At 72.5% G+C, this 20,211-nt stretch carries 18 protein-coding genes and 1 tRNA gene; 9 read left to right on the top strand and 10 right to left on the bottom strand.

The features are described from left to right. Nucleotides 1-294 (bottom strand): sensor domain-containing protein (locus BG482_RS30150; protein WP_176741499.1); only part of this gene is annotated, 294 nt, incomplete at its 3' end. A 134-nt stretch (nucleotides 295-428) separates the two neighbouring features. On the opposite strand from BG482_RS30150, the gene BG482_RS30155 reads away from it, so the two are divergent. Next, nucleotides 429-1,280: an ABC transporter ATP-binding protein gene (locus BG482_RS30155; RefSeq protein WP_079142326.1), complete on the top strand. Its 852-nt coding sequence runs from the start codon at nucleotides 429-431 to the stop codon at nucleotides 1,278-1,280. Then, nucleotides 1,274-3,784 carry an ABC transporter permease gene (locus BG482_RS30160; protein WP_079142328.1) on the top strand — a complete coding sequence of 837 codons (2,511 nt, stop codon included), beginning with the start codon at nucleotides 1,274-1,276 and terminating at the stop codon, nucleotides 3,782-3,784. Before BG482_RS30155 ends, BG482_RS30160 begins: the two co-directional genes overlap by 7 nt. Before the next feature lie 293 nt (nucleotides 3,785-4,077). Here the strand turns inward: BG482_RS30160 and BG482_RS30165 are convergent. From BG482_RS30165 to galU, 7 genes are all read right to left on the bottom strand, one after another. Beyond that, nucleotides 4,078-4,151: transfer RNA gene (locus tag BG482_RS30165), tRNA-Ala, on the bottom strand. An 83-nt stretch (nucleotides 4,152-4,234) separates the two neighbouring features. Then, nucleotides 4,235-5,704, bottom strand: coding sequence for a gephyrin-like molybdotransferase receptor GlpR (gene glpR / locus BG482_RS30170; RefSeq protein WP_069772348.1), 1,470 nt, complete (start codon nucleotides 5,702-5,704; stop codon nucleotides 4,235-4,237). A 187-nt stretch (nucleotides 5,705-5,891) separates the two neighbouring features. Beyond that, on the bottom strand, nucleotides 5,892-6,584 hold the full coding sequence (locus BG482_RS30175; protein WP_069772401.1) for a GNAT family N-acetyltransferase: 693 nt from the start codon (nucleotides 6,582-6,584) through the stop codon (nucleotides 5,892-5,894). After that, nucleotides 6,581-7,117, bottom strand: coding sequence for a molybdenum cofactor biosynthesis protein B (locus BG482_RS30180; RefSeq protein ID WP_069772349.1), 537 nt, complete (start codon nucleotides 7,115-7,117; stop codon nucleotides 6,581-6,583). Before BG482_RS30180 ends, BG482_RS30175 begins: the two co-directional genes overlap by 4 nt. Next, nucleotides 7,114-7,593, bottom strand: a complete 480-nt coding sequence (gene moaC, locus BG482_RS30185) for a cyclic pyranopterin monophosphate synthase MoaC (RefSeq protein WP_069772350.1) — start codon at nucleotides 7,591-7,593, stop codon at nucleotides 7,114-7,116. The genes BG482_RS30180 and moaC overlap by 4 nt, the downstream gene beginning before the upstream one ends. A gap of 84 nt (nucleotides 7,594-7,677) precedes the next feature. Next, the gene (glp, locus tag BG482_RS30190; protein ID WP_069772351.1) at nucleotides 7,678-9,003 is read right to left on the bottom strand and encodes a gephyrin-like molybdotransferase Glp; all 1,326 of its coding nucleotides are present in this window, start codon (nucleotides 9,001-9,003) and stop codon (nucleotides 7,678-7,680) included. Between the two features lie 5 nt (nucleotides 9,004-9,008). Then, complete coding sequence (galU, locus tag BG482_RS30195) at nucleotides 9,009-9,911, bottom strand: UTP--glucose-1-phosphate uridylyltransferase GalU (RefSeq protein WP_069772352.1); 903 nt, start codon at nucleotides 9,909-9,911, stop codon at nucleotides 9,009-9,011. A 115-nt stretch (nucleotides 9,912-10,026) separates the two neighbouring features. Between galU and BG482_RS30200 the strand changes: the two genes are divergently transcribed. Further along, nucleotides 10,027-10,653, top strand: a complete 627-nt coding sequence (locus BG482_RS30200; protein WP_079142330.1) for a 5-formyltetrahydrofolate cyclo-ligase — start codon at nucleotides 10,027-10,029, stop codon at nucleotides 10,651-10,653. A gap of 52 nt (nucleotides 10,654-10,705) precedes the next feature. Here the strand turns inward: BG482_RS30200 and BG482_RS30205 are convergent, their stop codons facing one another. Continuing rightward, on the bottom strand, nucleotides 10,706-13,510 hold the full coding sequence (locus BG482_RS30205) for a penicillin acylase family protein (protein WP_069772354.1): 2,805 nt from the start codon (nucleotides 13,508-13,510) through the stop codon (nucleotides 10,706-10,708). A 281-nt stretch (nucleotides 13,511-13,791) separates the two neighbouring features. Here BG482_RS30205 and BG482_RS30210 point away from each other — a divergent pair, with 281 nt between their 5' ends. The 6 genes from BG482_RS30210 (at nucleotide 13,792) to mscL (ending at nucleotide 19,664) form a co-directional block, all read left to right on the top strand. Further along, nucleotides 13,792-15,291 (top strand): potassium/proton antiporter, encoded by a 1,500-nt coding sequence (locus BG482_RS30210; RefSeq protein WP_107450811.1) that lies wholly within the window; start codon nucleotides 13,792-13,794, stop codon nucleotides 15,289-15,291. A gap of 268 nt (nucleotides 15,292-15,559) precedes the next feature. Further along, complete coding sequence (locus BG482_RS30215) at nucleotides 15,560-16,852, top strand: MFS transporter (RefSeq protein ID WP_069772356.1); 1,293 nt, start codon at nucleotides 15,560-15,562, stop codon at nucleotides 16,850-16,852. Nucleotides 16,853-16,919: 67 nt separating this feature from the next. Further along, nucleotides 16,920-17,231: an FmdB family zinc ribbon protein gene (locus BG482_RS30220; RefSeq protein ID WP_069772357.1), complete on the top strand. Its 312-nt coding sequence runs from the start codon at nucleotides 16,920-16,922 to the stop codon at nucleotides 17,229-17,231. A gap of 135 nt (nucleotides 17,232-17,366) precedes the next feature. Then, nucleotides 17,367-18,212: an S-methyl-5'-thioadenosine phosphorylase gene (locus tag BG482_RS30225; protein ID WP_069772358.1), complete on the top strand. Its 846-nt coding sequence runs from the start codon at nucleotides 17,367-17,369 to the stop codon at nucleotides 18,210-18,212. A gap of 312 nt (nucleotides 18,213-18,524) precedes the next feature. Next, nucleotides 18,525-19,097, top strand: coding sequence for an RcpC/CpaB family pilus assembly protein (locus BG482_RS30230; protein ID WP_069772359.1), 573 nt, complete (start codon nucleotides 18,525-18,527; stop codon nucleotides 19,095-19,097). A 108-nt stretch (nucleotides 19,098-19,205) separates the two neighbouring features. After that, nucleotides 19,206-19,664 (top strand): large conductance mechanosensitive channel protein MscL, encoded by a 459-nt coding sequence (gene mscL, locus BG482_RS30235; RefSeq protein ID WP_069772360.1) that lies wholly within the window; start codon nucleotides 19,206-19,208, stop codon nucleotides 19,662-19,664. A gap of 181 nt (nucleotides 19,665-19,845) precedes the next feature. Here the strand turns inward: mscL and BG482_RS30240 are convergent, their stop codons facing one another. Continuing rightward, nucleotides 19,846-20,028 carry a hypothetical protein gene (locus tag BG482_RS30240; RefSeq protein ID WP_069772361.1) on the bottom strand — a complete coding sequence of 61 codons (183 nt, stop codon included), beginning with the start codon at nucleotides 20,026-20,028 and terminating at the stop codon, nucleotides 19,846-19,848. Between the last annotated feature and the right edge of the window lie 183 nt (nucleotides 20,029-20,211).

Below are 20,211 nucleotides of genomic sequence, written 5' to 3' on the forward strand. Positions count from 1 at the left end.
GGGCGCGTGCGGTTCGGCGTGCGCGGCGGGCGCGGGCGCCGGGTCGACCCAGCGCAGCCTGCGCCGTTCCAGCGCTGCCACCGGCAGCCCGGCGAACGCGAGGCCCGCCAGCAGGGGCAGCCCGACGAGCACGACCGCCAGCACCCCGCCGGCCACCGCCCACACCACCAGGCCCGCCAGGACGGCGGCGCCGCCGACCGCTCCCGTCAGCAGATAGGCGGCGGCCCGCCACGGCCACGGCGACAGCAGATAGGCCGGGCGGCACAGCGCCTGCCACACGTTGGGGGGATGCATACGGATCACGGTAGGAGGAGCGCGGGGCGCCCGGCCATACCCGCACCCGTAGTCCGCGGGGTATGCCTGGCCCTACCCCAGATCTAGCCCCTGCCCGACAGACCGGGCGGGGTCGCGCGGGGTTCGGTGGACCCATGACCGAACACGCCGTACACCCGGCACCGGCCGCCCAGCCCCCGCCCGGGTCGACGCCCACGTCCACGTCCGGATCCACATCCACTTCCGCCGCCCGGAGCGCGCCCGCCGTCCTGCTGACCGCCGTGCACCGGCGGTACGAGGCCGCCGGGGCCCGGGTCACGGCGCTCGACGACGTCACCCTCGCCCTGCCCCACGGCACCTTCACGGCCGTCATGGGCCCGTCCGGCTCGGGCAAGTCGACGCTGCTGCAGTGCGCCGCCGGGCTCGACCGGCCGACCTCGGGGTCGGTGCGCATCGGCGGGACCGAGCTGAGCGGACTGAGCGAGCGGCGGCTGACACTGCTGCGCCGGGAGCGGATCGGCTTCGTCTTCCAGTCGTTCAACCTGCTGCCCGCGCTCACCGCCGAGCAGAACGTCGCGCTTCCGCTGCGGCTGGCCGGCCGCCGTCCGTCGAGGTCCCGGGTGCGCGAGGCCCTGCGGCAGGTCGGGCTCGCCGACCGCGCCGGTCACCACCCCGGCCGGCTCTCCGGCGGCCAGCAGCAGCGCGTCGCCCTCGCCCGCGCCCTGATCACCCGCCCCGAGGTGCTCTTCGCCGACGAGCCGACGGGCGCGCTGGACTCCGCCGCCGGCCGTGAAGTGCTGAAACTGCTGCGTTCCCTGGTCGACGACGACGGACGGACGGTCGTGATGGTCACCCACGATCCGCTCGCCGCTTCCTACGCGGACCGGGTCGTCTTCCTGGTCGACGGCCGCGTCCACGGGGAGCTCTCCGGCTCCGAGGCGACCGCCGAGGCGGTCGCGGCTCGGATGGCGGGCCTGGAGACCGGATGGGAGGACGTCGCGTGCTGAGCATCGCGTGGCACACCCTGCGCACCCGCTGGGTCGCCTTCACCGGCAGCTTCGTCGCCCTCGCACTGGGCGTCGCGCTGCTCGCCGTCATGGGCCAGGCGCTGGCCGCGTCGCTGGGCGCGCCCGCGCGCGCCCCGGAGCGGTTCGCGGCCGCGACGGTGGTCGTCCGGGGGCAGGACGTCCTGCGGGTCGCGACCCCGGCGGGCGAGCGGACGGCGGATCTGGCGCGGCCGCGCCCGGTGCCCGCCGGGACCGTCGCCGCACTGCGCGCCCTCGGTCCGGTCACCGAGGACCGGTCCTTCCCGGTCCGCACGAGCCAGGCCGAGGACGACCCCGCCGCCCCGGGGAACCTGGTCGGCCATCCCTGGTCGACGGCCCGCTTCGCCCCGTACGGGCTGACCGCCGGCCGTGCGCCCGAGGCGGCCGACGAGGTCGTCGTCTCCGGCGGCTGGACGACCGTGGGCGCCCGACTGCGCACCGCGGACGGCCCGTTGCGGGTGGTCGGCAGGGTGCACGGCCTCGGCTTCGAGAACGCCGTCTTCTACTCGGACGCCCGGGCCGCCCGACTGGCCCCGTCCGTCGTCCAGTTGGTCGTGGAGGCGGACGCGGCGGCGGTGCGCGCGGCGGTCGAGGACGACGGCGTGCGCGTCCTCACCGGCAGCTCCCGTCGGCTCGCCGACGCCGACCCCGGCCGGGACGCCGAGGCCCTGACCGGGCTGAACGCACTGTTCGGCACGGCCGGCGGGGTGACCGCCTTCGTCTCCGTCTTCGTCGTGGCCTCCACCTTCGCCTTCGCCGTCGACCGGCGCCGCCGCGAGTTCGCGCTGCTGCGCACCGTCGGCGCCACGCCCGGGCAGGTCCGGCGCACGGTCCTCGCGGAAGCCCTGTTCGTCGGGGTGCTCGCCTCGGCGACGGGCTGCGCGCTGGGCGCCTACGGCGCCCCGGTCCTCGGCGACCTCGTGGTCGAGGGCGGTCTCGCGCCCGGCTGGTACGCGATCGGCGGCCCCGGGACCGGGGTCTGGCCGTACCATCTCGCTTTCTGGACAGGTCTGTCGGTCGCCCTCGGCGGCGCGCTGGCCGCGTCGTGGCGGGCGGGACGGACCGCTCCCGCACAGGCGCTGCGCGAGGCCGCGGTCGACGGCCGCGCGCTGACCCGGGGCCGCCGGGTGTGGGGTGCGGCGTTGCTGCTCACGGCCGTGGCGACCCTGGCGTACGCGCTGGCGACCGACCCGGGCGATCTGCTGCACCGCAAGACGTACGTCGTCCGCCCGATGCTGCTGATCACGGCGGTCGCACTGCTCTCGCCGGCGCTGGTGCGGCCGCTGTTGCCCCGACTGCCGGGCGTGGTGGGCCTGTTGGCGCGGGCGCACGCGGTCGCCGGGATCCGCCGCAGCGCCGCCGTGGCCGCGCCCGTGCTGGTCACCGTGGCGCTGGCCGGCTCCCTGCTGGGCGCGACGGCCACGCTGGACGAGGCGCGGGCGGACGAGGCACGACGGCAGACCACCGCCGACTTCGTGGTGACGCCGCGGGACGGGGCGACGCTGCCGGCGAGGGACGTCGAGCGGCTGCGGCAGGTGCCGGGCACGCTGGTGTCCGCCACGTCCGCCACCTCCGTGTACACCCTGGAGGACGGTGTGGCGCTGATGAAGTCCGAGGCCCGCGCGGCCGATCCGCGGCTGCTCGCGCAGACGGCACGGCTGCCCGTGACGGCCGGCGAGCTCGCGGACCTGGACGACGGCTCGATCGTCGTGACCGGGGAGTGGGCCCGGCACCGGGTGGGGCAGCGGGTGCCGGTGTGGCTCGGGGACGGCACGGCGAGAACCCTGCGGATCGTGGCGGTGCTGGCCGTGGGCACCGGCGCCTACGGCGCCTACGTCACCCCGGCGAACGCGGGCGGCGCGGGCGTGGACCGGGTGGCGGTGCGGGTGCGGCCGGGCGTCGATCCGGCGGCGGTCGCCGCGGGGCTGCGGGCCGTCGACGGGGTGCGGGTGATGGACGAGGCGCAGTGGGCTCGGGCCGGTCGCCCCGAGCCGAACCGGACGACTCTGCTCGGGCTGCTGCTCGTCCTCGGCATCGCGCTCGCCCACACCGGCATCTCGCTCGCCAACACCCTGGTCATGGCGGCCGCCGAACGCAGACCCGCCCTGCGCGCTCTGCGGCTGGCGGGCGCGACGTCCGCACAGATCCTGCGGCTGGCCGCCACCGAGACGCTGGCCGTCGTCGGAGCGGGCGCCCTGCTGGGGCTGCTGGTGACGACGGTGAACCTGGCCGGCATGAGCGCCGCCCTGCGGCTGCTCTCGGCGCCGTCGGCGCTCGTCGTGCCCTGGACGGCGGTCGGGTGCACGACGGGAGCCTGCGCACTGCTCGCTCTGGCCGCGTCCCTCACCACGACGGCGACGGCCCTGCGGCGCCCGCGGCGCCGCGAACACGGCGTCCGCGGCGCGGCGGGGAAAGCCCGGTGGCGGGCCAGGACCGTCACGGACGAGTACGCGCCGCGTGGCTGACCGTCCCGCCCGACGGAGCACCGCAACAGCCTCCTCCGACCTGTGGGTCGACCCGCGGGGCGACCCCACGGCACGCAGGGGCCGGGCCCGCAGGGCGAGTCGGCGACACTGCGGGACCGGCTCGCGGGCTCCCGCCTGACGTCGCGGATGCGGTGCGAGGGCCTGGACGCGGAGCAGTTGGCCCGCCGGTCGGCGTCTCGGGAAGCAAGACCCAACGTGGTGGCTGTACTTTGCCGCGGTACGACATGGCCAAAGCCCCGGTCGGGAATCCCGACCGGGGCTTTGAGCTGCAGTGGACCTGTGGGGATTTGAACCCCAGACCCCCTCGATGCGAACGAGGTGCGCTACCGGACTGCGCCACAGGCCCTTGCAACGAGTGAAACTCTAGCACCCCCATCGGCCTGCTTGGAAATCCGTTCCCCGAGGCCGGGCGGGGGGTTGCCGCGGCCCCTATTCGTTGGCGGCGCGGGGTCGCTCGCCGTCCTCGTACTGGTCGAACAGCGGGGTGCGGCCGCGTTCACGCGAGCGCCGGGCCGAGGCGGCGCGCCGTGCGTCGCTGCGCTCGCCGCCCTCCCCGGGGCCGTCCTCGGCGCGGTCCGCCGCTTCGGGCTCCCCGGCCGGGGCGTCACCGGCGTCGGCCGTCTCCTGGTCCGGCGCGACGGAGCTCGACCGGGCCGAACTCCAGGCGTCGGGCGCCGCGAGATCCACGTCGGACGTGGCGCGCGGGGCGACCGGTGCGGTCACATACGTGGGCAGCGGGACCGGGACCGGGTCCCAGCTCTCGCCGTGTCCGGGGCGACGCTGCCGCTCGCGCTGCTGGTCGACCCACTCGGCGTGGTCGGTCTGCTCGACGAGCGCCCTGCGGTCCGCGGCCAGCGCCAGCAGGCCCGGGTCGGTCTCCGGTTCGGCCCCCTCGTGCGGCTCCTCTGCGCCGGCGTCGGAGCCGGTGTCGGGGGACGAGGCGCCGGCGGGGGCCGGGGCCCGACGGCGCGGCTGGCGCTCGCGCAGCCGCTGCGCGGCGACCTCGGCCCGCCTGCGGTCCATCTGGTAGGCGAAGCGGCGGTGCTCCTGGGCGCGCAGATAGGCGATGTACGCGCTGAGCAGGACGGCGGGCACGGCGGGCGCCCAGAGGAAGGCGAGACCGCCGACGGCCGCCACGATCGCGCCGAGCGTGAAGGCAAGGAAGAGCATCACCGTGGTGCGCCGGCGGCGTGCGAGCGCCTTCGAGCGCTGGGCGCGCGCGGCGGACGCCTGCGCCGCGGCCGCCTGCGCAGCGGACGCGTACCGCGCGGGCGGCCGTGCGGAGGACGTGTGCCGGGCGACCGGCACGCGCCGGCCCGCCTCGCGCGGTGACGCGGCGGCCGCGGAACCCGCGGGAGCGTGGGACGCCGGGGAAGCAGAAGAGGCCGGCAGCGGCTGGGAGGTCTGAGGAGCCTGGGCCGCCGACGGATGCGGAGCGGCTCCGGAGCCCGCGGACTGCGCGGAAGCGTGGTCGCGGGTCTGTCTGACGCCCTGTTCGCGCGGTTCCCGCCCCGAGTCGGCCGCCGGCTCGCGCGCGCCTTCCGGACGCCCCGTACCGCGTTCCTGGCCGCGCTCGTGCGCGCGCTCATGACCGCGCTCGTGCACCGGCGCCTTCACCTGCGGGCGGGTCGGGGGCATGGCGAAGGCCCGGACGTCCACCGTGTCGGTGACGGCGTCCGGAGCGTCGGCGTCGGGCTCCTCCTCGGTGGAGCGCGCCCGCAGGTCCTTGGCGTACCGGCGCTCCATTCCCGCCCGTCCGGACAGCAGCCGGATGGCGGTGCTGAAGCGTTCCGTCGGACGAGCCTCGTTCAGCTCGTCCTGCCTACGGAGCCACATGGGCACCAAGTAGGCGGCCCAGGCCCCGACGATGACTGCGTAGATGAGGCCGCTGCTGCTCACGCCTCACACCGTAGAGGGGTTTACGTGAGGCCATCCGCCAATTGAGCCGGTGTGTCGCACGATCCGGCTGATATTTCTAACTTTTTTTGTGATCGATGCGATCAGCAGGCCGCCAGGGACGCGAATTCCCCGCCCGAGTCAGTCACCACTCGATCACTGTCGAACATGTATTCCATCGAACGTTTATTCAATTTCCGGGGTCCCGGTGATTCCCCGCCGCATTCCCCGGCGCGCTCTGGGGCGTGCTCTGGTGCCCGCGAGGTGCGGTCCGGGAGCGTGAGCGCCGCCAGCGGTTCAGCAGACCCTCCGGGACCTCCTCCGACGTGAGGGCGAACACGAGGTGGTCGCGCCACGCGCCGTCGATGTGGAGATAGCGCGGGCGCAGTCCTTCCTCGCGGAATCCGAGTTTCTCCACGACCCGGCGACTGGGGCCGTTCTCGGGTCGAATGCAGACCTCGATGCGGTGCAGTCCGACGGTGCGGAAACAGTGGTCCACGACCATGGCCACGGCCGTCGGCATCACGCCGCGGCCGGCGACCGACTCGTCCACCCAGTAGCCGACGTGTCCCGAGCACATGGACCCCCAGGTGATCCCGGCGACCGTCAACTGCCCGACGAGCCGCCCCTGGTACTCGATGACGAACGGCAGCATCCGCCCCGCGTTCGCCTCGTTCCGCAGGTGCCGGACCATCTGACGGTACGTCGGCCGGTGCGCGATCGGGCCGCTGGGCGCGGGCGGCGGGATGGTCGCCTCCCAGGGGCGCAGCCAGTCCCGGTTGCGCCGGTTGACCTCGCGCCAGACCCGCTGGTCGCGCAGCTTTATCGGCCGCAGGACGATGTCGCCGTCCCGCAGCTCGACAGGCCAGGATGGGCTGTTCAGCTCGCACCCCCGTGGCTGGGTCCCGGGTGGTCGCCGCCGCGGATCTGGTCGACGGCGTGGATCAGCAGCGGTTGCAGGACGGCCAGACCGTCCTTCACGCCGCCGGTGGAGCCGGGCAGGTTGACGATCAGGGTGCCGTCCGCCACTCCGGCCAGCCCCCGCGAGAGCGCCGAGGTGGGCACCTTCTCCCGGCCGTACGCGCGGATGGCCTCGGCGATGCCCGGCGTCTCGCGGTCGATCACGGCGCGGGTCGCCTCGGGCGTGCGGTCGGTGGGCGAGATCCCGGTGCCGCCGGTGGTGACGACGACGTCGTACCCGGCCTCGACGGCGGCCCGCAGGGCGGCCTCCACCGGGTCCCCGTCGGGGACGACCCACGGACCGTCCACGGCGAAGCCGAAGCCGCGCAGCCCCTCGGCGATCAAGGGGCCGCCCCGGTCCTCGTAGACCCCGGCGGCGGCCCGGTTGGAGGCGGTCACGACCAGTGCGCTGTACGGCGCGAGCAGGGCGCCGCCGGCCGATGCGTCGAGTGTCATGCCCGGCTCCAGTCGCCCGACTTGCCGCCCGTCTTCTCCTCCACGCGCACGTCCGTGATCACCGCTTCCTTGTCGACGGCCTTGACCATGTCGATCACGGTGAGCGCGGCTACGGAGACCGCGGTGAGGGCCTCCATCTCGACGCCCGTGCGGTCCGTCGTCTTCACCGTGGCGGTGATCTCCACGGCGTCGTCCGCGACCGACAGTTCCAGTTTCACACCGGAGACGGCCAGGGGGTGACACAGCGGGATGAGGTCGGGGGTGCGCTTGGCGCCCATGATGCCCGCGATCCGAGCGGTGGCCAGCGCGTCGCCCTTGGGCACCCCTTCGCCGCGCAGCAGCTCGATCACGCGGGGCGAGACGAGGACCCGCCCGCTGGCCCGGGCGGTGCGGGCGGTGACGTCCTTGCCGGACACGTCGACCATGCGCGCCGCGCCCGCCTCGTCGATGTGCGTCAGTCGGTCCTGCGTACTCATGCTGGTGGCGCTCCCGGTCCGGGCCCGGCGCGGTGGGGCGCACGGGCCTGTTGTGCGCGACACGGTACCCCCAACCCGGAGCGCTCAGCCGAGCAGGACGACCTCGACCTCGGCGCCGGGCTCCACGGATTCCACGTCCTCGGGGACGACGATGAGCGCGTCGGCGTGCGCGAGGGCCGCGACCAGATGGGAGCCGGCGCCGCCGACCGGGCGGACGGCGCCCTCGCTGTGCACCGCGCGCAGGAACTGTCTGCGCCCCTTCGGCGAGGTCAGCGCCTTGTCGGCGGTCAGCTTCGCGCGCGTGACGGGCCGGTGGACGTCCGCGAGCCCCATGAGGGTGCGGATGGCGGGGCGGACGAACAGCTCGAAGGACACGTACGACGACACCGGGTTGCCGGGCAGGGCCAGCAAAGGGGTGTGGTCGGGGCCGACGGAGCCGAAGCCCTGGGGCTTGCCGGGCTGCATGGCGAGCTTGCGGAACTCGACGCCGCCGCCCTCCTCGTCCTCGTCGCCGACGTGCTCCAGCGCCTCCTTGACGACGTCGTACGCCCCGACGCTCACCCCGCCGGTGGTGACGACGAGGTCGGCGCGCACGAGCTGGTCCTCGATGGTGGAGCGCAGGGTGTCGGCGTCGTCGGCGACCGCGCCGACCCGGTAGGCGATCGCCCCGGCGTCCCGGGCTGCGGCGGTGAGGGCGAAGCTGTTGGAGTCGTAGATCTGGCCGCTGCCCAGCTCCTCGCCGGGCTGGACGAGTTCGCTGCCGGTGGACATCACGACCACGCGCGGGCGCGGGCGCACCCGCACGGAGGCGCGGCCGATCGCGGCGAGCAGGGCGATCTGGGGCGGCCCGAGGACGGTTCCGGCGTCGAGGGCGCGGTCCCCCGCCTTCACATCGCTGCCCTTGGCGCGCACATGCGCGCGTGCCTCGGCCGGCCGGTACACGCGCACGTGCCCGGAGGCCTGCTCGGGGGCGAGACTGCGGGCGCGCATGCCGCTGACCGGGCCCTCGCCGAGCCCTCCGTCGGTCCACTCCACGGGGACGACGGCCTCGGCGCCGGCCGGCAGCGGGGCGCCGGTCATGATGCGGGCGGCCTGTCCCGGCCCGACATGGAGCCGGTCGGCCGCCTGCCCCGCCGCGACGTCGCCCACGACGTCCAGGGCGGCCGGGAACTCCTCGCTCGCGCCCGCGACGTCCGCGACCCGTACCGCGTAGCCGTCCATGGAGCTGTTGTCGAAGGGCGGCAGCGAGACCGGCACCGTGACGTCCTCGACGAGCACGCAGCCCTGGGCGTCGGGCAGTTGCAGCTCGATGGGCTCCAGCGGGCGGACGGTGGCGAGGATGTCCTCCAGGTGCTCGTCCACCGACCAGAGGCGTTCCTCGGCGGCGGGACGGGGCGCGGCGGTGCTCAAAGTGGCTACATCTCCTCGGTGACGTAACTGCGAAGCCAGGACCGGAAGTCCGGACCCAGATCTTCACGTTCGCACGCGAGTCTGACAATGGCACGCAGATAGTCGCCCCGGTCGCCGGTGTCATAACGGCGGCCCTTGAAGACGACGCCGTGGACGGGACCGCCGAGCTTCTCGTCCTGCGCGAGCTGCTGGAGGGCGTCGGTGAGCTGGATCTCGCCGCCACGGCCGGGCTCGGTCTCGCGCAGCACGCCGAACACGCTGGGGTCGAGCACGTAGCGGCCGATGATCGCGTAGTTCGACGGGGCGTCCGCCGGGTCCGGCTTCTCCACCAGGCCGGTCACCTTGACGACGTCGCTGTCCACGGTGGTGTCCACGGCCGCGCAGCCGTAGAGGTGGATCTGCTCGGGGGCGACCTCCATGAGCGCGACGACGCTGCCGCCGTGCTGCTCCTGGACCTCGATCATGCGCTGGAGCAGCGGGTCGCGGGGATCGATCAGGTCGTCGCCGAGGAGGACGGCGAAGGGCTCCTGCCCGACGTGCGGGGCCGCGCACAGGACGGCGTGGCCGAGGCCCCTGGGGTCGCCCTGGCGCACGTAGTGCATGGTGGCGAGGTCGCTGGACTGCTGGACCTTGGCGAGGCGGGCGGCGTCGCCTTTCTTCTGCAGGGCCGACTCGAGTTCGTAGTTGCGGTCGAAGTGGTCCTCCAGGGGCCGCTTGTTGCGGCCGGTGACCATGAGGACGTCGTCGAGGCCGGCGGAGACGGCCTCCTCGACCACGTACTGGATAGCGGGCTTGTCCACGACCGGCAGCATCTCCTTGGGAGTGGCCTTGGTCGCCGGCAGGAACCGGGTGCCGAGGCCGGCCGCGGGGATGACAGCCTTGCTGATCCTGGGGTGCGACTGAGTCATGCCGGTCACCTTATCCGCTGGCTTTGAGCCGAATCTGTGGATCTGGCCAATTCATGATCATATGAACTTACTAAAGCTGTGTGAGAGCAATGTACGACCGGTGCGGGAGCGACATATGAGTCACCTCGAAGGCGGACCAGAGCCTGACAAACGGATGTTGCGGCGAGGGTTCCTCGGCGCGAGGAACAGGTTGACGACGGATGACCTGCGCTCGGCCGCCGCCGCACTGGCCGAGCGCGCCCTGGAGCTGCCCGAGCTGGCCCGGGCGCGCACGGTGGCGGCGTACGTCTCCGTGGGTTCCGAGCCCGGCACCCCGGCGCTGCTGGACGCGCTGCGCGCGCGGGGCGTGCGGGTGCTTCTCCCCGCCCTGCTGCCCGACAACGATCTGGACTGGGGCGCGTACACCGGCGAGGGCTCTCTCGCACGGATCCAACACGGCGGGAAGACGGCCCTGTTGGAGCCGGCCGGCGAGCGCCTCGGCCCGGACGCCGTGGCCGACGCCGACGTGGTGCTGCTGCCCGGCCTCGCGGTCGACGAGCGCGGTGTGCGGCTCGGCCGCGGCGGGGGGTCGTACGACCGTGTGCTGGCCCGGCTGGCGGCGCACGGGGCCCGCCCCTTCCTGGTGGTGCTCCTGTACGACGCCGAGGTCGTCGAGCATGTCCCGGACGAGGCGCACGACCGGCCGGTACAGGCCGTGGTGACGCCGTCGGCGGTCCGCCGCTTCGCCGGAACCCGGCCCTGACGTGAAGTGGCCCTCCACCCGCGCGTGGAGGGCCACTTCACCGTTCGCCCGCTCAGGGCTTGAGGACCAGGGTGTCGCTGGTGCTGTCGTCGACCGCCTTCTTCGAGAAGGACCAGTCCAGCAGCTCACCGTCGGCCCACTTGCCCGTCTGATCGGTGTAGTGGGCGCTGAAGGCGTGTCCCGAGGCGCCGCTGAGGTTGATCCACTTCGACTTGTCCAGGTCGTCGAGGTTGACCACCATCCGCATCGACGGCACCCACACCACCCCGTAGCCGCCGGCCGCGTTCCAGCCGGTCGCGTTGACCGACGCCTCGCCGCCGCTCAGCTTCCACGGGCCGCGGTTGAGGATGTACTGCAGGAAGCCGGGTCCGCTGGTGCCCAGGGTCTGGTTCTTCAGGAACAGACGGTGCAGCCGTCCCCAGCTCCAGGTGTCGATGTCCTTGCCGAGCTTGGCGGTCAGCTCCCAGCGGGCGTCGATCATGGCCCGCTCGAACAGCTTGTCCCTGTCGTGGTCGGCGCCGGGGCGCCGGGTGCCCGATGCGGGCGTCGTCCACCAGTCGCTGTTCTTCTTGTCGAGGAGGCTGCGCACGACCTCGAACCAGCGGTCGCCGCCGTCCGGCTGCGCCTGGTCGGCGTCGCGCTGGCCGCACTCGCGGACCTTGCGGGTGTCATCGACCGGGCCGGTGGAGTCGACCGGGTCGACCCACAGGCACTGGCCCTCGACGCGCAGCTCCTTGGGCAGCTTGTTGCCGAAGGCCAGCTTGAGGATGTTGCGCCAGACCGCGTTGAAGTAGGCGGCCGCGGCCGAATCGGCGTCCTGGGTGTAGTTCCAGTTCTGCAGCAGGTCCTGCGCCTCGCGGACGTCCGCGTCCTTGAGTTCGATCTTCCTCAGCACGGGGGCGAGCAGCTTGGCGATCTCGCTGGTGTCGTCCAGCTGCATCTGGCGCATGTCGTCGGTGGAGATCTTGCCGCCGCCCCCGATCTTCTCCTTGATCAGGTCGGTGATCCGCTGGCTGCGCGCGCCGTAGCCCCAGTCCGTGGTGAGGGTGTACGGGTAGTCCTTCTTGTCGACCACGGCCTGGTTGGCGGTGACGATGTACCCGCGCGGGGGGTCGAACTCGTGGGGCAGTTCCTTGAAGTCGATGTACCCGGTCCACTGGTACTTGGACTTCCAACCGGGTGTCGGGATCGAGCCGTCCACACCCTTCGCACGCGTGGGGATCTTGCCGGGCAGCTGGTAGCCGATGTGCTCGGCATCGGCGTAGACCAGGTTCTGGGAGGGCACGTCGAACTTCGCGGCCGCCTTGCGGAAGCCGTCCCAGTCCTTGGCCCTGTCCATGAGGAAGACGGCGTCCATGGAGGTGCCGGGCTCGAGCGCGGTCCACTTCAGGGCGACGGCGTACCCGTCGGCCCGGTCGGGCGCCCCGCCGCCGACGGTGGCCTTCTTGCCGACCTTGACGAGTTCGTCGTCGCGGTCGGACAGCAGCGGCATCCCGTCCTGTGTCTGCCGGACGACGATCTTCTTGGCATCGCCGCCGGCGACCTTGATCGTCTCCTCGCGCGTGACGAACGGCTTGACCTTGCTGTCGTACTGGTAGCCGTCGGCGCCGGAGAGCTTTTCCAGGTAGAGGTCGGTGACGTCGACGCCGGAGTTCGTCATGCCCCACGCGATGTCCGCGTTGTGGCCGATGACCACGCCGGGCATGCCTGCGAAGGTGTAGCCGGAGACGTCGTAGGCGCACTTGCTGGAGACGCTGCGGCAGTGCAGACCCATCTGGTACCAGACGGACGGCAGCGAGGCCGACAGGTGCGGGTCGTTGGCCAGCAGCGGCTTGCCGGTGATCGTGTGCTTCCCGGCGACGGCCCAGGAGTTGGATCCGATGCCGTTGCCGTTCACTCCGACGGCCGTGGGCAGGTCGTCCAGGACGTCGTAGAGACCCGAGAGCTGGCTCTGCACGCCCGAGCCGGAGCCTCCCGAACCGGAGCCTCCCGAGGCGCCGCCGCCCGTGCCACTGCCACTGCCACTGCCGGACGAGTCGCCGGAGCCGCTGCCGGAACCGTTCCCGTCACCGTCCTCGAACGTCTTGGTCGGCTCGTCGTACCGGCCGTCCTGGACGATCGGCTGGTTACGGCTGTACGGGTACTCCGGGTACAGGTCGGCGATCTGCTGCGGGCCCAGCCTGCTGGTCATCAGGGCGCGGTCGATCTCGTCCTGCATGTTGCCGCGCAGGTCCCAGGCCATCGCCTTCAGCCACGACACGGAGTCGACCGGGGTCCACTCGGCGGGCTTGTAGTCGTTGGTGAAGCCGAGAGCCGCGTACTCCAGGGAGATGTCCGCGCCGTCCTTGCCCTTGAGGTAGGCGTTGACACCCTTGGCGTAGGCCTGGAGATACTTCTTGGTGTCGGGCGACAGCTTGTCGTCGTACTCCTGCTCGGCGACGCGGTCCCAGCCCAGGGTGCGCAGGAACTCGTCGTTGTCGACCTGGCCCTTGCCGAACATCTCCGACAGCCGCCCGGACGTCATGTGCCGGCGCACGTCCATCTCGTAGAACCGGTCCTGCGCCTGGACGAAGCCCTGCGCCATGAAGAGGTCCTCGTCGGAGTCCGCGTAGATCTGCGGGATGCCGTAGCCGTCCCGTTTCACGTCGACGGGCCCGGACAGGCCCTCCAGGGTGATCGAACCCTTGGTCTGCGGGAAGGACGCGCGGACGGTGCTGATGGACCAGTAGGCCCCGTAGGCGACGCCACCGATGATGGCCAGCACCAGTACAAGCACGATCAAACGGGCTTTGCGCCCCTTCTTCCTGCCGGACTTGACGGGCTTGTCACCCGATGTGGCGGTGGTGTTGGGGGGCATCGCTGTCCTTGCTGTCCTAACGCGAGCGGCAGGGCGGGCTGTCCTTTTGAATGAGCGCTGGAGCAACCATAGGCGCAGGGCTTCGCGCCACTTGACGCGGAGTCGGGTACACGCGCGGAAGGGTGTTCGATCTCGCGACCGTCGAGTGTCAAGAAATCGTCAAGAGTTAGGTAAGGTAACGAAGTAGTTGGGTGCGGGGCGCACACCGCTTCGTGTCCGATGTATCCGATGCACATGTGCGCCCGCGCGCAAGGCGCGCGCGCCGGTGAAGGGAACCGCCGCTGACTGTCCAGCACCTCAACCAGCTCCTGCTCGTCTGCTCGCTCGTCCTGCTCGTCGCCGTCGCAGCGGTCCGGATCTCCTCGCGCAGCGGGCTCCCCAGCCTGCTCGTCTACCTGGGCATCGGCATCGCCATGGGCCAGGACGGCATCGGCGACGTCCACTTCGACAACGCCGAACTGACGCAGGTCATCGGCTACGCCGCCCTGGTCGTGATCCTCGCCGAGGGCGGCCTCGGCACGAAGTGGAAGGAGATCGAACCGGCCCTGCCGTCCGCCACGGCGCTGGCACTGGCCGGAGTCGCGGTCAGCGTCGGCGTCACCGCCACGGCCGCGCACTTCGTGACGGGGCTGGAGTGGCGGCAGGCGCTGATCATCGGGGCGGTGGTGTCCTCGACGGACGCGGCGGCGGTCTTCTCCGTCCTGCGCAAGATCCCCCTGCCCTCGCGCGTGACGGGCACCCTGGAAGCCGAGTCCGGCTTCAACGACGCCCCGGTGGTCATCCTGGTCGTCGCCTTCTCCACGGCCGGCCCCGTGGAGCACTGGTACGCGCTGCTGGGCGAGATAGCGCTGGAGCTGGCCATCGGCGCCGCCATCGGCCTGGCGGTGGGCTGGCTGGGCTCCTGGGGCCTCAGGCACGTCGCCCTGCCCGCCTCCGGCCTCTACCCGATCGCCGTCATGGCGATCGCCGTCACCGCCTACGCGGCGGGCTCCCTGGCGCACGGCAGCGGCTTCCTGGGCGTCTACCTCGCCTCCATGGTCATGGGCAACGCCAAACTGCCGCACTGGCCCGCCACGCGCGGGTTCGCCGACGGCCTCGGCTGGATCGCCCAGATCGGCATGTTCGTCCTGCTCGGCCTGCTGGTCACCCCGCACGAGCTGGGCGACGACGTGCTGCCCGCGCTCGTCATCGGCCTGGTGCTCACCATGGTTGCCCGCCCGGTCAGCGTCTTCCTGTGCCTGACGCCCTTCCGGGTGCCCTGGCAGGAGCAGGCCCTGATGTCCTGGGCAGGCCTGCGTGGCGCCGTGCCCATCATCCTGGCGACGATCCCCATGGTGAACGGCGTCGACAGCAGCCGCCGGATCTTCAACATCGTCTTCGTCCTGGTCGTCGTCTACACCCTGGTCCAGGGGCCGACGCTGCCCTGGCTGGCGCGCACGCTGCGCCTCGGCGGAGACCCGGAGGCCGCCGACCTCGGCGTCGAGTCCGCACCTCTGGAGCGACTGCGCGGGCACCTGCTGTCCGTCGCGATCCCGGAGGAGTCGAAGATGCACGGTGTCGAGGTCAACGAACTGCGGCTGCCGGCCGGGGCCGCCGTCACCCTCGTCGTGCGGGACGGAACCTCGTTCGTCCCCATGCCGTCGACCGTTCTGCGGCGCGGCGACGAACTCCTCGTCGTGGCCACCGACCCGGTGCGCGACGCCGCGGAGAAGCGCCTGCGGGCCGTCGGACACGGCGGCAAGCTCGCCGGGTGGCTGGGCACGGGCGGCGGGGCACGTTGAGTGCGCGTTTCGTACCGTTCACACCCCCTTCATTCAGAGGCGACCGCGACCCTGGTGCTCCTTTTCACAGGCCTCCTCGGCCTTGATCCCTGTAGGATGAAGGCGCACTTTGATCGAACCAACTCTGCCTGACGCAGAGCTGGCGCGACCGTATGGCGGCCGGGACACCTCCTGCAGCGGACTCCGGCATCTACCGCAGCACGCGCAAGAGGACAGCTCTCGGCGCCCCCGCACGGGCGCGCTACCAGGCGGCAGAAAGGCACGGGCCGTGGCATCCACGGTCACCACCGAGCCGTCGAAGGACTCGTCGGCCTCCGCCCGCCCGGGATACGGGCACCTGCTGCGCACCCGCGGCGCCTGGACGTTCCTGCTGCCCGGCTTCGCCGCCCGCCAGCCGTTCGCGATGCTCACCATCTCCATCGTGCTGCTCGTGCAGCACACCACCGGCTCGTACGGCGCCGCCGGCGCCGCCGCGGCCGTCACCGGCGTCTCGATGGCGCTGTGCGCGCCCTACAGCGGGCGGCTCGCCGACCGCCACGGGCAGCGTGCGGTGCTGATCCCCGGCGTGCTCGTGCACACCCTGTCGGGCATCGCCCTCACGGCCCTGGCCCTCGCCCACGCTCCGCTGTGGGCGCTGTTCGTGGCCGCCGTGCCCACGGGCGCCTCGGTGCCGCAGGTCGGACCCATGGTGCGGGCCCGGTGGGGCGTGAAGCTGAAGGGTTCGCCCCTGATGACCACCGCGGCGGCCTTCGAGTCCGTCACGGACGAACTCACCTTCGTCCTCGGCCCGCTGCTGGCGACCGCCCTGTGCACCGCCGTGAACCCGGCCGCCGGTCTGATCACCGAGGCCTCGCTGACCCTGCTCGGCGGTCTGCTGTTCGCCGCGCAGAAGAGCACCCAGCCCCGGGTCGACGCCGTCGGGCACGCGCGCGTGGAGCACGCCTCGGCTCTGCGCGTCCCCGGCGTGCGCGTGCTGATCGCGACCTTCCTCGGCATCGGCTCCGTCTTCGGCGGCATGCAGGTCTCCCTGGCCGCGTTCTCCGAATCGATCGGCGAGCCCGGCCTGAACGGCGTCCTGTACGGCACTTTCGCCGCGGGCAACATGCTCTCGGGTCTGGTCTGCGGCGCGATCGCCTGGAAGGCCGCCCCCCAGCGGCGCCTGGTCGTCGCCTACGCGGCCCTCGCCCTCGTCGCCTCCGGCCTGTGGGCCGCACACTCCGTGCTCGTCCTGGCGGGTCTGGGCCTGCTGGTCGGCATGTGCATCGCGCCCGCGCTGATCACCGGCTACACACTGGTCGAGGGCCTGGTCCCGGCCGGCGCCCGCACCGAGGCGTTCACCTGGCTGACGGGCGCCGTGGCGCTCGGCCAGGCGGCCGCCGTCACCGTCGCCGGTCAGCTGGAGGACAACGTCCGGGACGGCGCCGGTTTCCTGGTGCCGATGGGCGGCACCGTGCTGGCCCTGACGGTCCTGCTGGCACTGCGTTCCCGGCTGGCGACGCGGCCTCGCGCGCGTACGGTCGCACGTGGCGTCGGTCACCGCGAGCCGGTGACAGTGGACTGAACCCCGGGAATGCGTCAAGATAGACCGTCGTTAGCACTCACTGAGTGAGAGTGCCAGGAGGAAGACAGTGCCGACCTACCAGTACCAGTGCACCGAGTGCGGCGAGGGCCTCGAGGCGGTGCAGAAGTTCACCGACGACGCTCTGACCGAGTGCCCGAGCTGTGGTGGACGCCTGAAGAAGGTGTTCTCCGCGGTCGGCATCGTCTTCAAGGGCTCCGGCTTCTACCGCAACGACAGCCGCGGCTCCTCGTCGAGCAGCTCGCCGGCGTCGAAGCCGTCGACCACCGACGCGAAGCCGAGCTCGACCACCTCGTCGTCCTCGTCGGACTCGAAGTCGTCGAGCACCGGCACCTCGGCCGGCAGCAGCTCCGCCGCCTGAGGACACCTGCCTCACGGGACCCTGTCGTCGTCCGACGGCGGGGTTCTCGGCGTTCCCGGCGGCCGTTCCCGGCGTCCCCGCCGGCAGCGCGCTCGGCATTCCTCGGCGGCGCAAGGCTGGCCTAGGGTGCCGGACATGGCGAACAAGGCAGCGAACGCAGAGATCGGCGTGATCGGCGGCTCCGGTCTCTACTCGTTTCTCGACGACGTGACCGAGATCCAGGTCGACACCCCCTACGGGTCTCCCAGCGACTCCCTCTTCATCGGCGAGACCGCCGGCCGGCGGGTCGCCTTCCTCCCGCGGCACGGACGCGGACACCATCTCCCGCCCCACCGGATCAACTACCGGGCCAACCTGTGGGCGTTGCGCAGCGTCGGCGTGCGTCAGGTCCTCGGCCCGTGCGCGGTGGGCGGTCTGCGCCCCCAGTACGGGCCCGGCACCCTGGTCGTGCCCGACCAGCTGGTCGACCGTACGAAGGCGCGGACCGGGACGTACTTCGACGGCCTGCCCCTCCCCGACGGCACGGTGCCCCACGTGGTGCACGTGTCGCTGGCCGACCCCTACTGCTCCGCCGGACGCGCGGCGGCGCTGAAGGCGGCCCGCGGCCGGCAGTGGGAGCCGGTGGACGGCGGGACGCTCGTCGTGATCGAGGGACCGAGGTTCTCGACCCGCGCCGAATCGCTGTGGCACCAGGCGCAGGGCTGGTCGACGGTGGGTATGACGGGCCATCCGGAGGCCGCGCTGGCCCGCGAACTGGAGCTCTGCTACACGTCGTTGAACCTGGTCACCGATCTGGACGCGGGCGCCGAGAGCGGTGCGGGCGTCTCGCACGAGGAAGTGATGCAGGTGTTCGCGGCCAACGTGGACCGGCTCCGGGAGGTGCTGTTCGACACGCTCGCGGCCCTCCCCTCGAACACCGACCGGGACTGCCTGTGCACGAAGGCGCTCGGCGGACTGAACCCCGGGTTCGAGCTGCCGTAAGGGGTGAGTCGGGCGGCGCGGGCGGGGTCCGGTCGGCACGCTTGCCGCGGAACTCCTCGTTCGGGTGGCGGAGTTGTCCACAAGCCGTGGATGGTCCACCGGCTCCGACGGGCGGCGGCGTGAGGGCTCATCGTGGCTGTGCAAGCCCGTCCGAGCCCGTACGTCCTCGCAGGTGGTGGTCCCGTGTCCGCTCTCCCTCCCTCCTCCCCCCTCACCTCACCTCCCCTCGCCTTCCCGCCCGCACCGTGCCCGCCCGGTCCGGAGGCGCCCGCTGCGCAAGCGCCGGGTCCGGAGGCGCCCGCGACATGCGAGGTGCCCGTCTTCGACCCGGTGCGGGTGGGCCACGGCCGGTATCGGCTCAGCCGGCTGGTCCGGAGCCGAAGGCGCGCCCTCGCGATCGGACTCGCCGTCACCGCCGTCGCGCTCGTGGCCGCCGGGCCACGGGACGGTGATCCGGCGCGCGGACACCCGGACGGCGAGGCGCGCGAAAGCTCGCAGTCCCGCGCTCGATCGTCCACGCACGCCCCCGCACCCGCCCTCCGTACCGCCGAGAAGGTGACGGCACCGGTGCGTATCGCCGACGCGGCCACCGTCCGGCTGCTGCGCCCCGGTGACCGGATCGACGTCATCGCCGTCCAGCAGGCGGCGGGTGGAACGGGCGGCGCGACGGGCGGCGAGGCCCATGTCGTCGCGCGCGGGGCACTCGTGACGAAGGTGCCCGAGCCTCTGGACGCCTCGTCCTCCACCTCGCCCTCCGCGTCGGCCCTGGCCTCCGGCGCCGTCGGCGAGAGCGGCGCCCTGGTCGTCCTGTCGGTACCCCGGTCGACCGCGGCGCGCCTTGCCGGCGCGAGCGCCACGGCCCGGCTGGCGGTGACCTTGTGGTGACGTCAAGTCGCTCGTTCGAGCACCCGCGCTGGACACGCCCACCCGGCCTTGCCGTAGGTTGCGGAGCTGTTTGTTCCACAACCTGTACATGCGAGGAGTGTCACCGAGGTGAGCGAAAAGAAGGCAAGCGTCCTGCAGGGCTTCAAGGCCTTCCTGATGCGGGGGAACGTCGTCGATCTGGCAGTCGCGGTGGTGATCGGCGCGGCCTTCACGAACATCGTCAACTCGGTGGTGAAGGGGATCATCAACCCGGTCATCGGGACGATCGGCACCCAGAACCTGGACAGCTACAGCTCCTGCATCAAGGGGTGCCAGGGCACGGGCAAGGAGGGCGTGCACATCCTGTGGGGCTCCGTCCTCGGCGCGACCCTCACCTTCGTGATCACGGCGGCCGTCGTGTACTTCCTGATGGTGCTGCCGATGTCGAAGTACCTGGCTGTGGTGGAGGCCCGCAGGAAGGCCAAGGAGGGCACGCAGGAGGTCATGGACGTGACCGAGCTGGAGGTGCTCAAGGAGATCCGCGACGAGCTGGTCGCCCAGCGCGGCTCAGGCGAGTACCGGCGGTAGCGCCGCAGTCCCGCCGGGCCCGCCGGGTCCGGACGGAAGCCCGGATCCGGTCCCAGGCCCGGGTCGGGGTTCGGATCCGGGCCCTGACTCGGGTCGGGGTTGAGATCCGGGCCCTGACTCGGATCGGGGGTCGGGTCCGGGCCCTGGTCCCGGACCGCGTTCAGATCTGGCCGAACCGGGTTCAGATGTGGTGGGGCGGCTTCTCGTCGAGGAAGCGCTTCAGGTCGGCGGCGCTGTCGCTGCCGGCCGTCGGCCGCTCGCCCCACCCGCGGTCGGTGTCGTCCGACGACTGGCGGTCCAGCGGGTCGTCGAAGACCAGCGCGGCCTTCGGGTCACACGGCTCGGGGGCGGCGGGGGTGCTCATGCGTCCAGGGTACGGCCCGGACGACGCCCCGGGGCCGGGCCCGGTCCCAAGGAAGGACCGCGCCGCAGAGCGTCGGCCACACGGCCGGCTCCGCGAGCCGGTCCGGCGTCCTCACGAACCCGGCGCACCGGTCCGCGAACCCCGCCGGCCACCCCGTCGGCCTGCGGATTCCGCACAAGATTT

It is taken from the genome of Streptomyces sp. LUP30 (assembly GCF_001746365.1).
GTDB lineage: Bacteria > Actinomycetota > Actinomycetes > Streptomycetales > Streptomycetaceae > Streptomyces.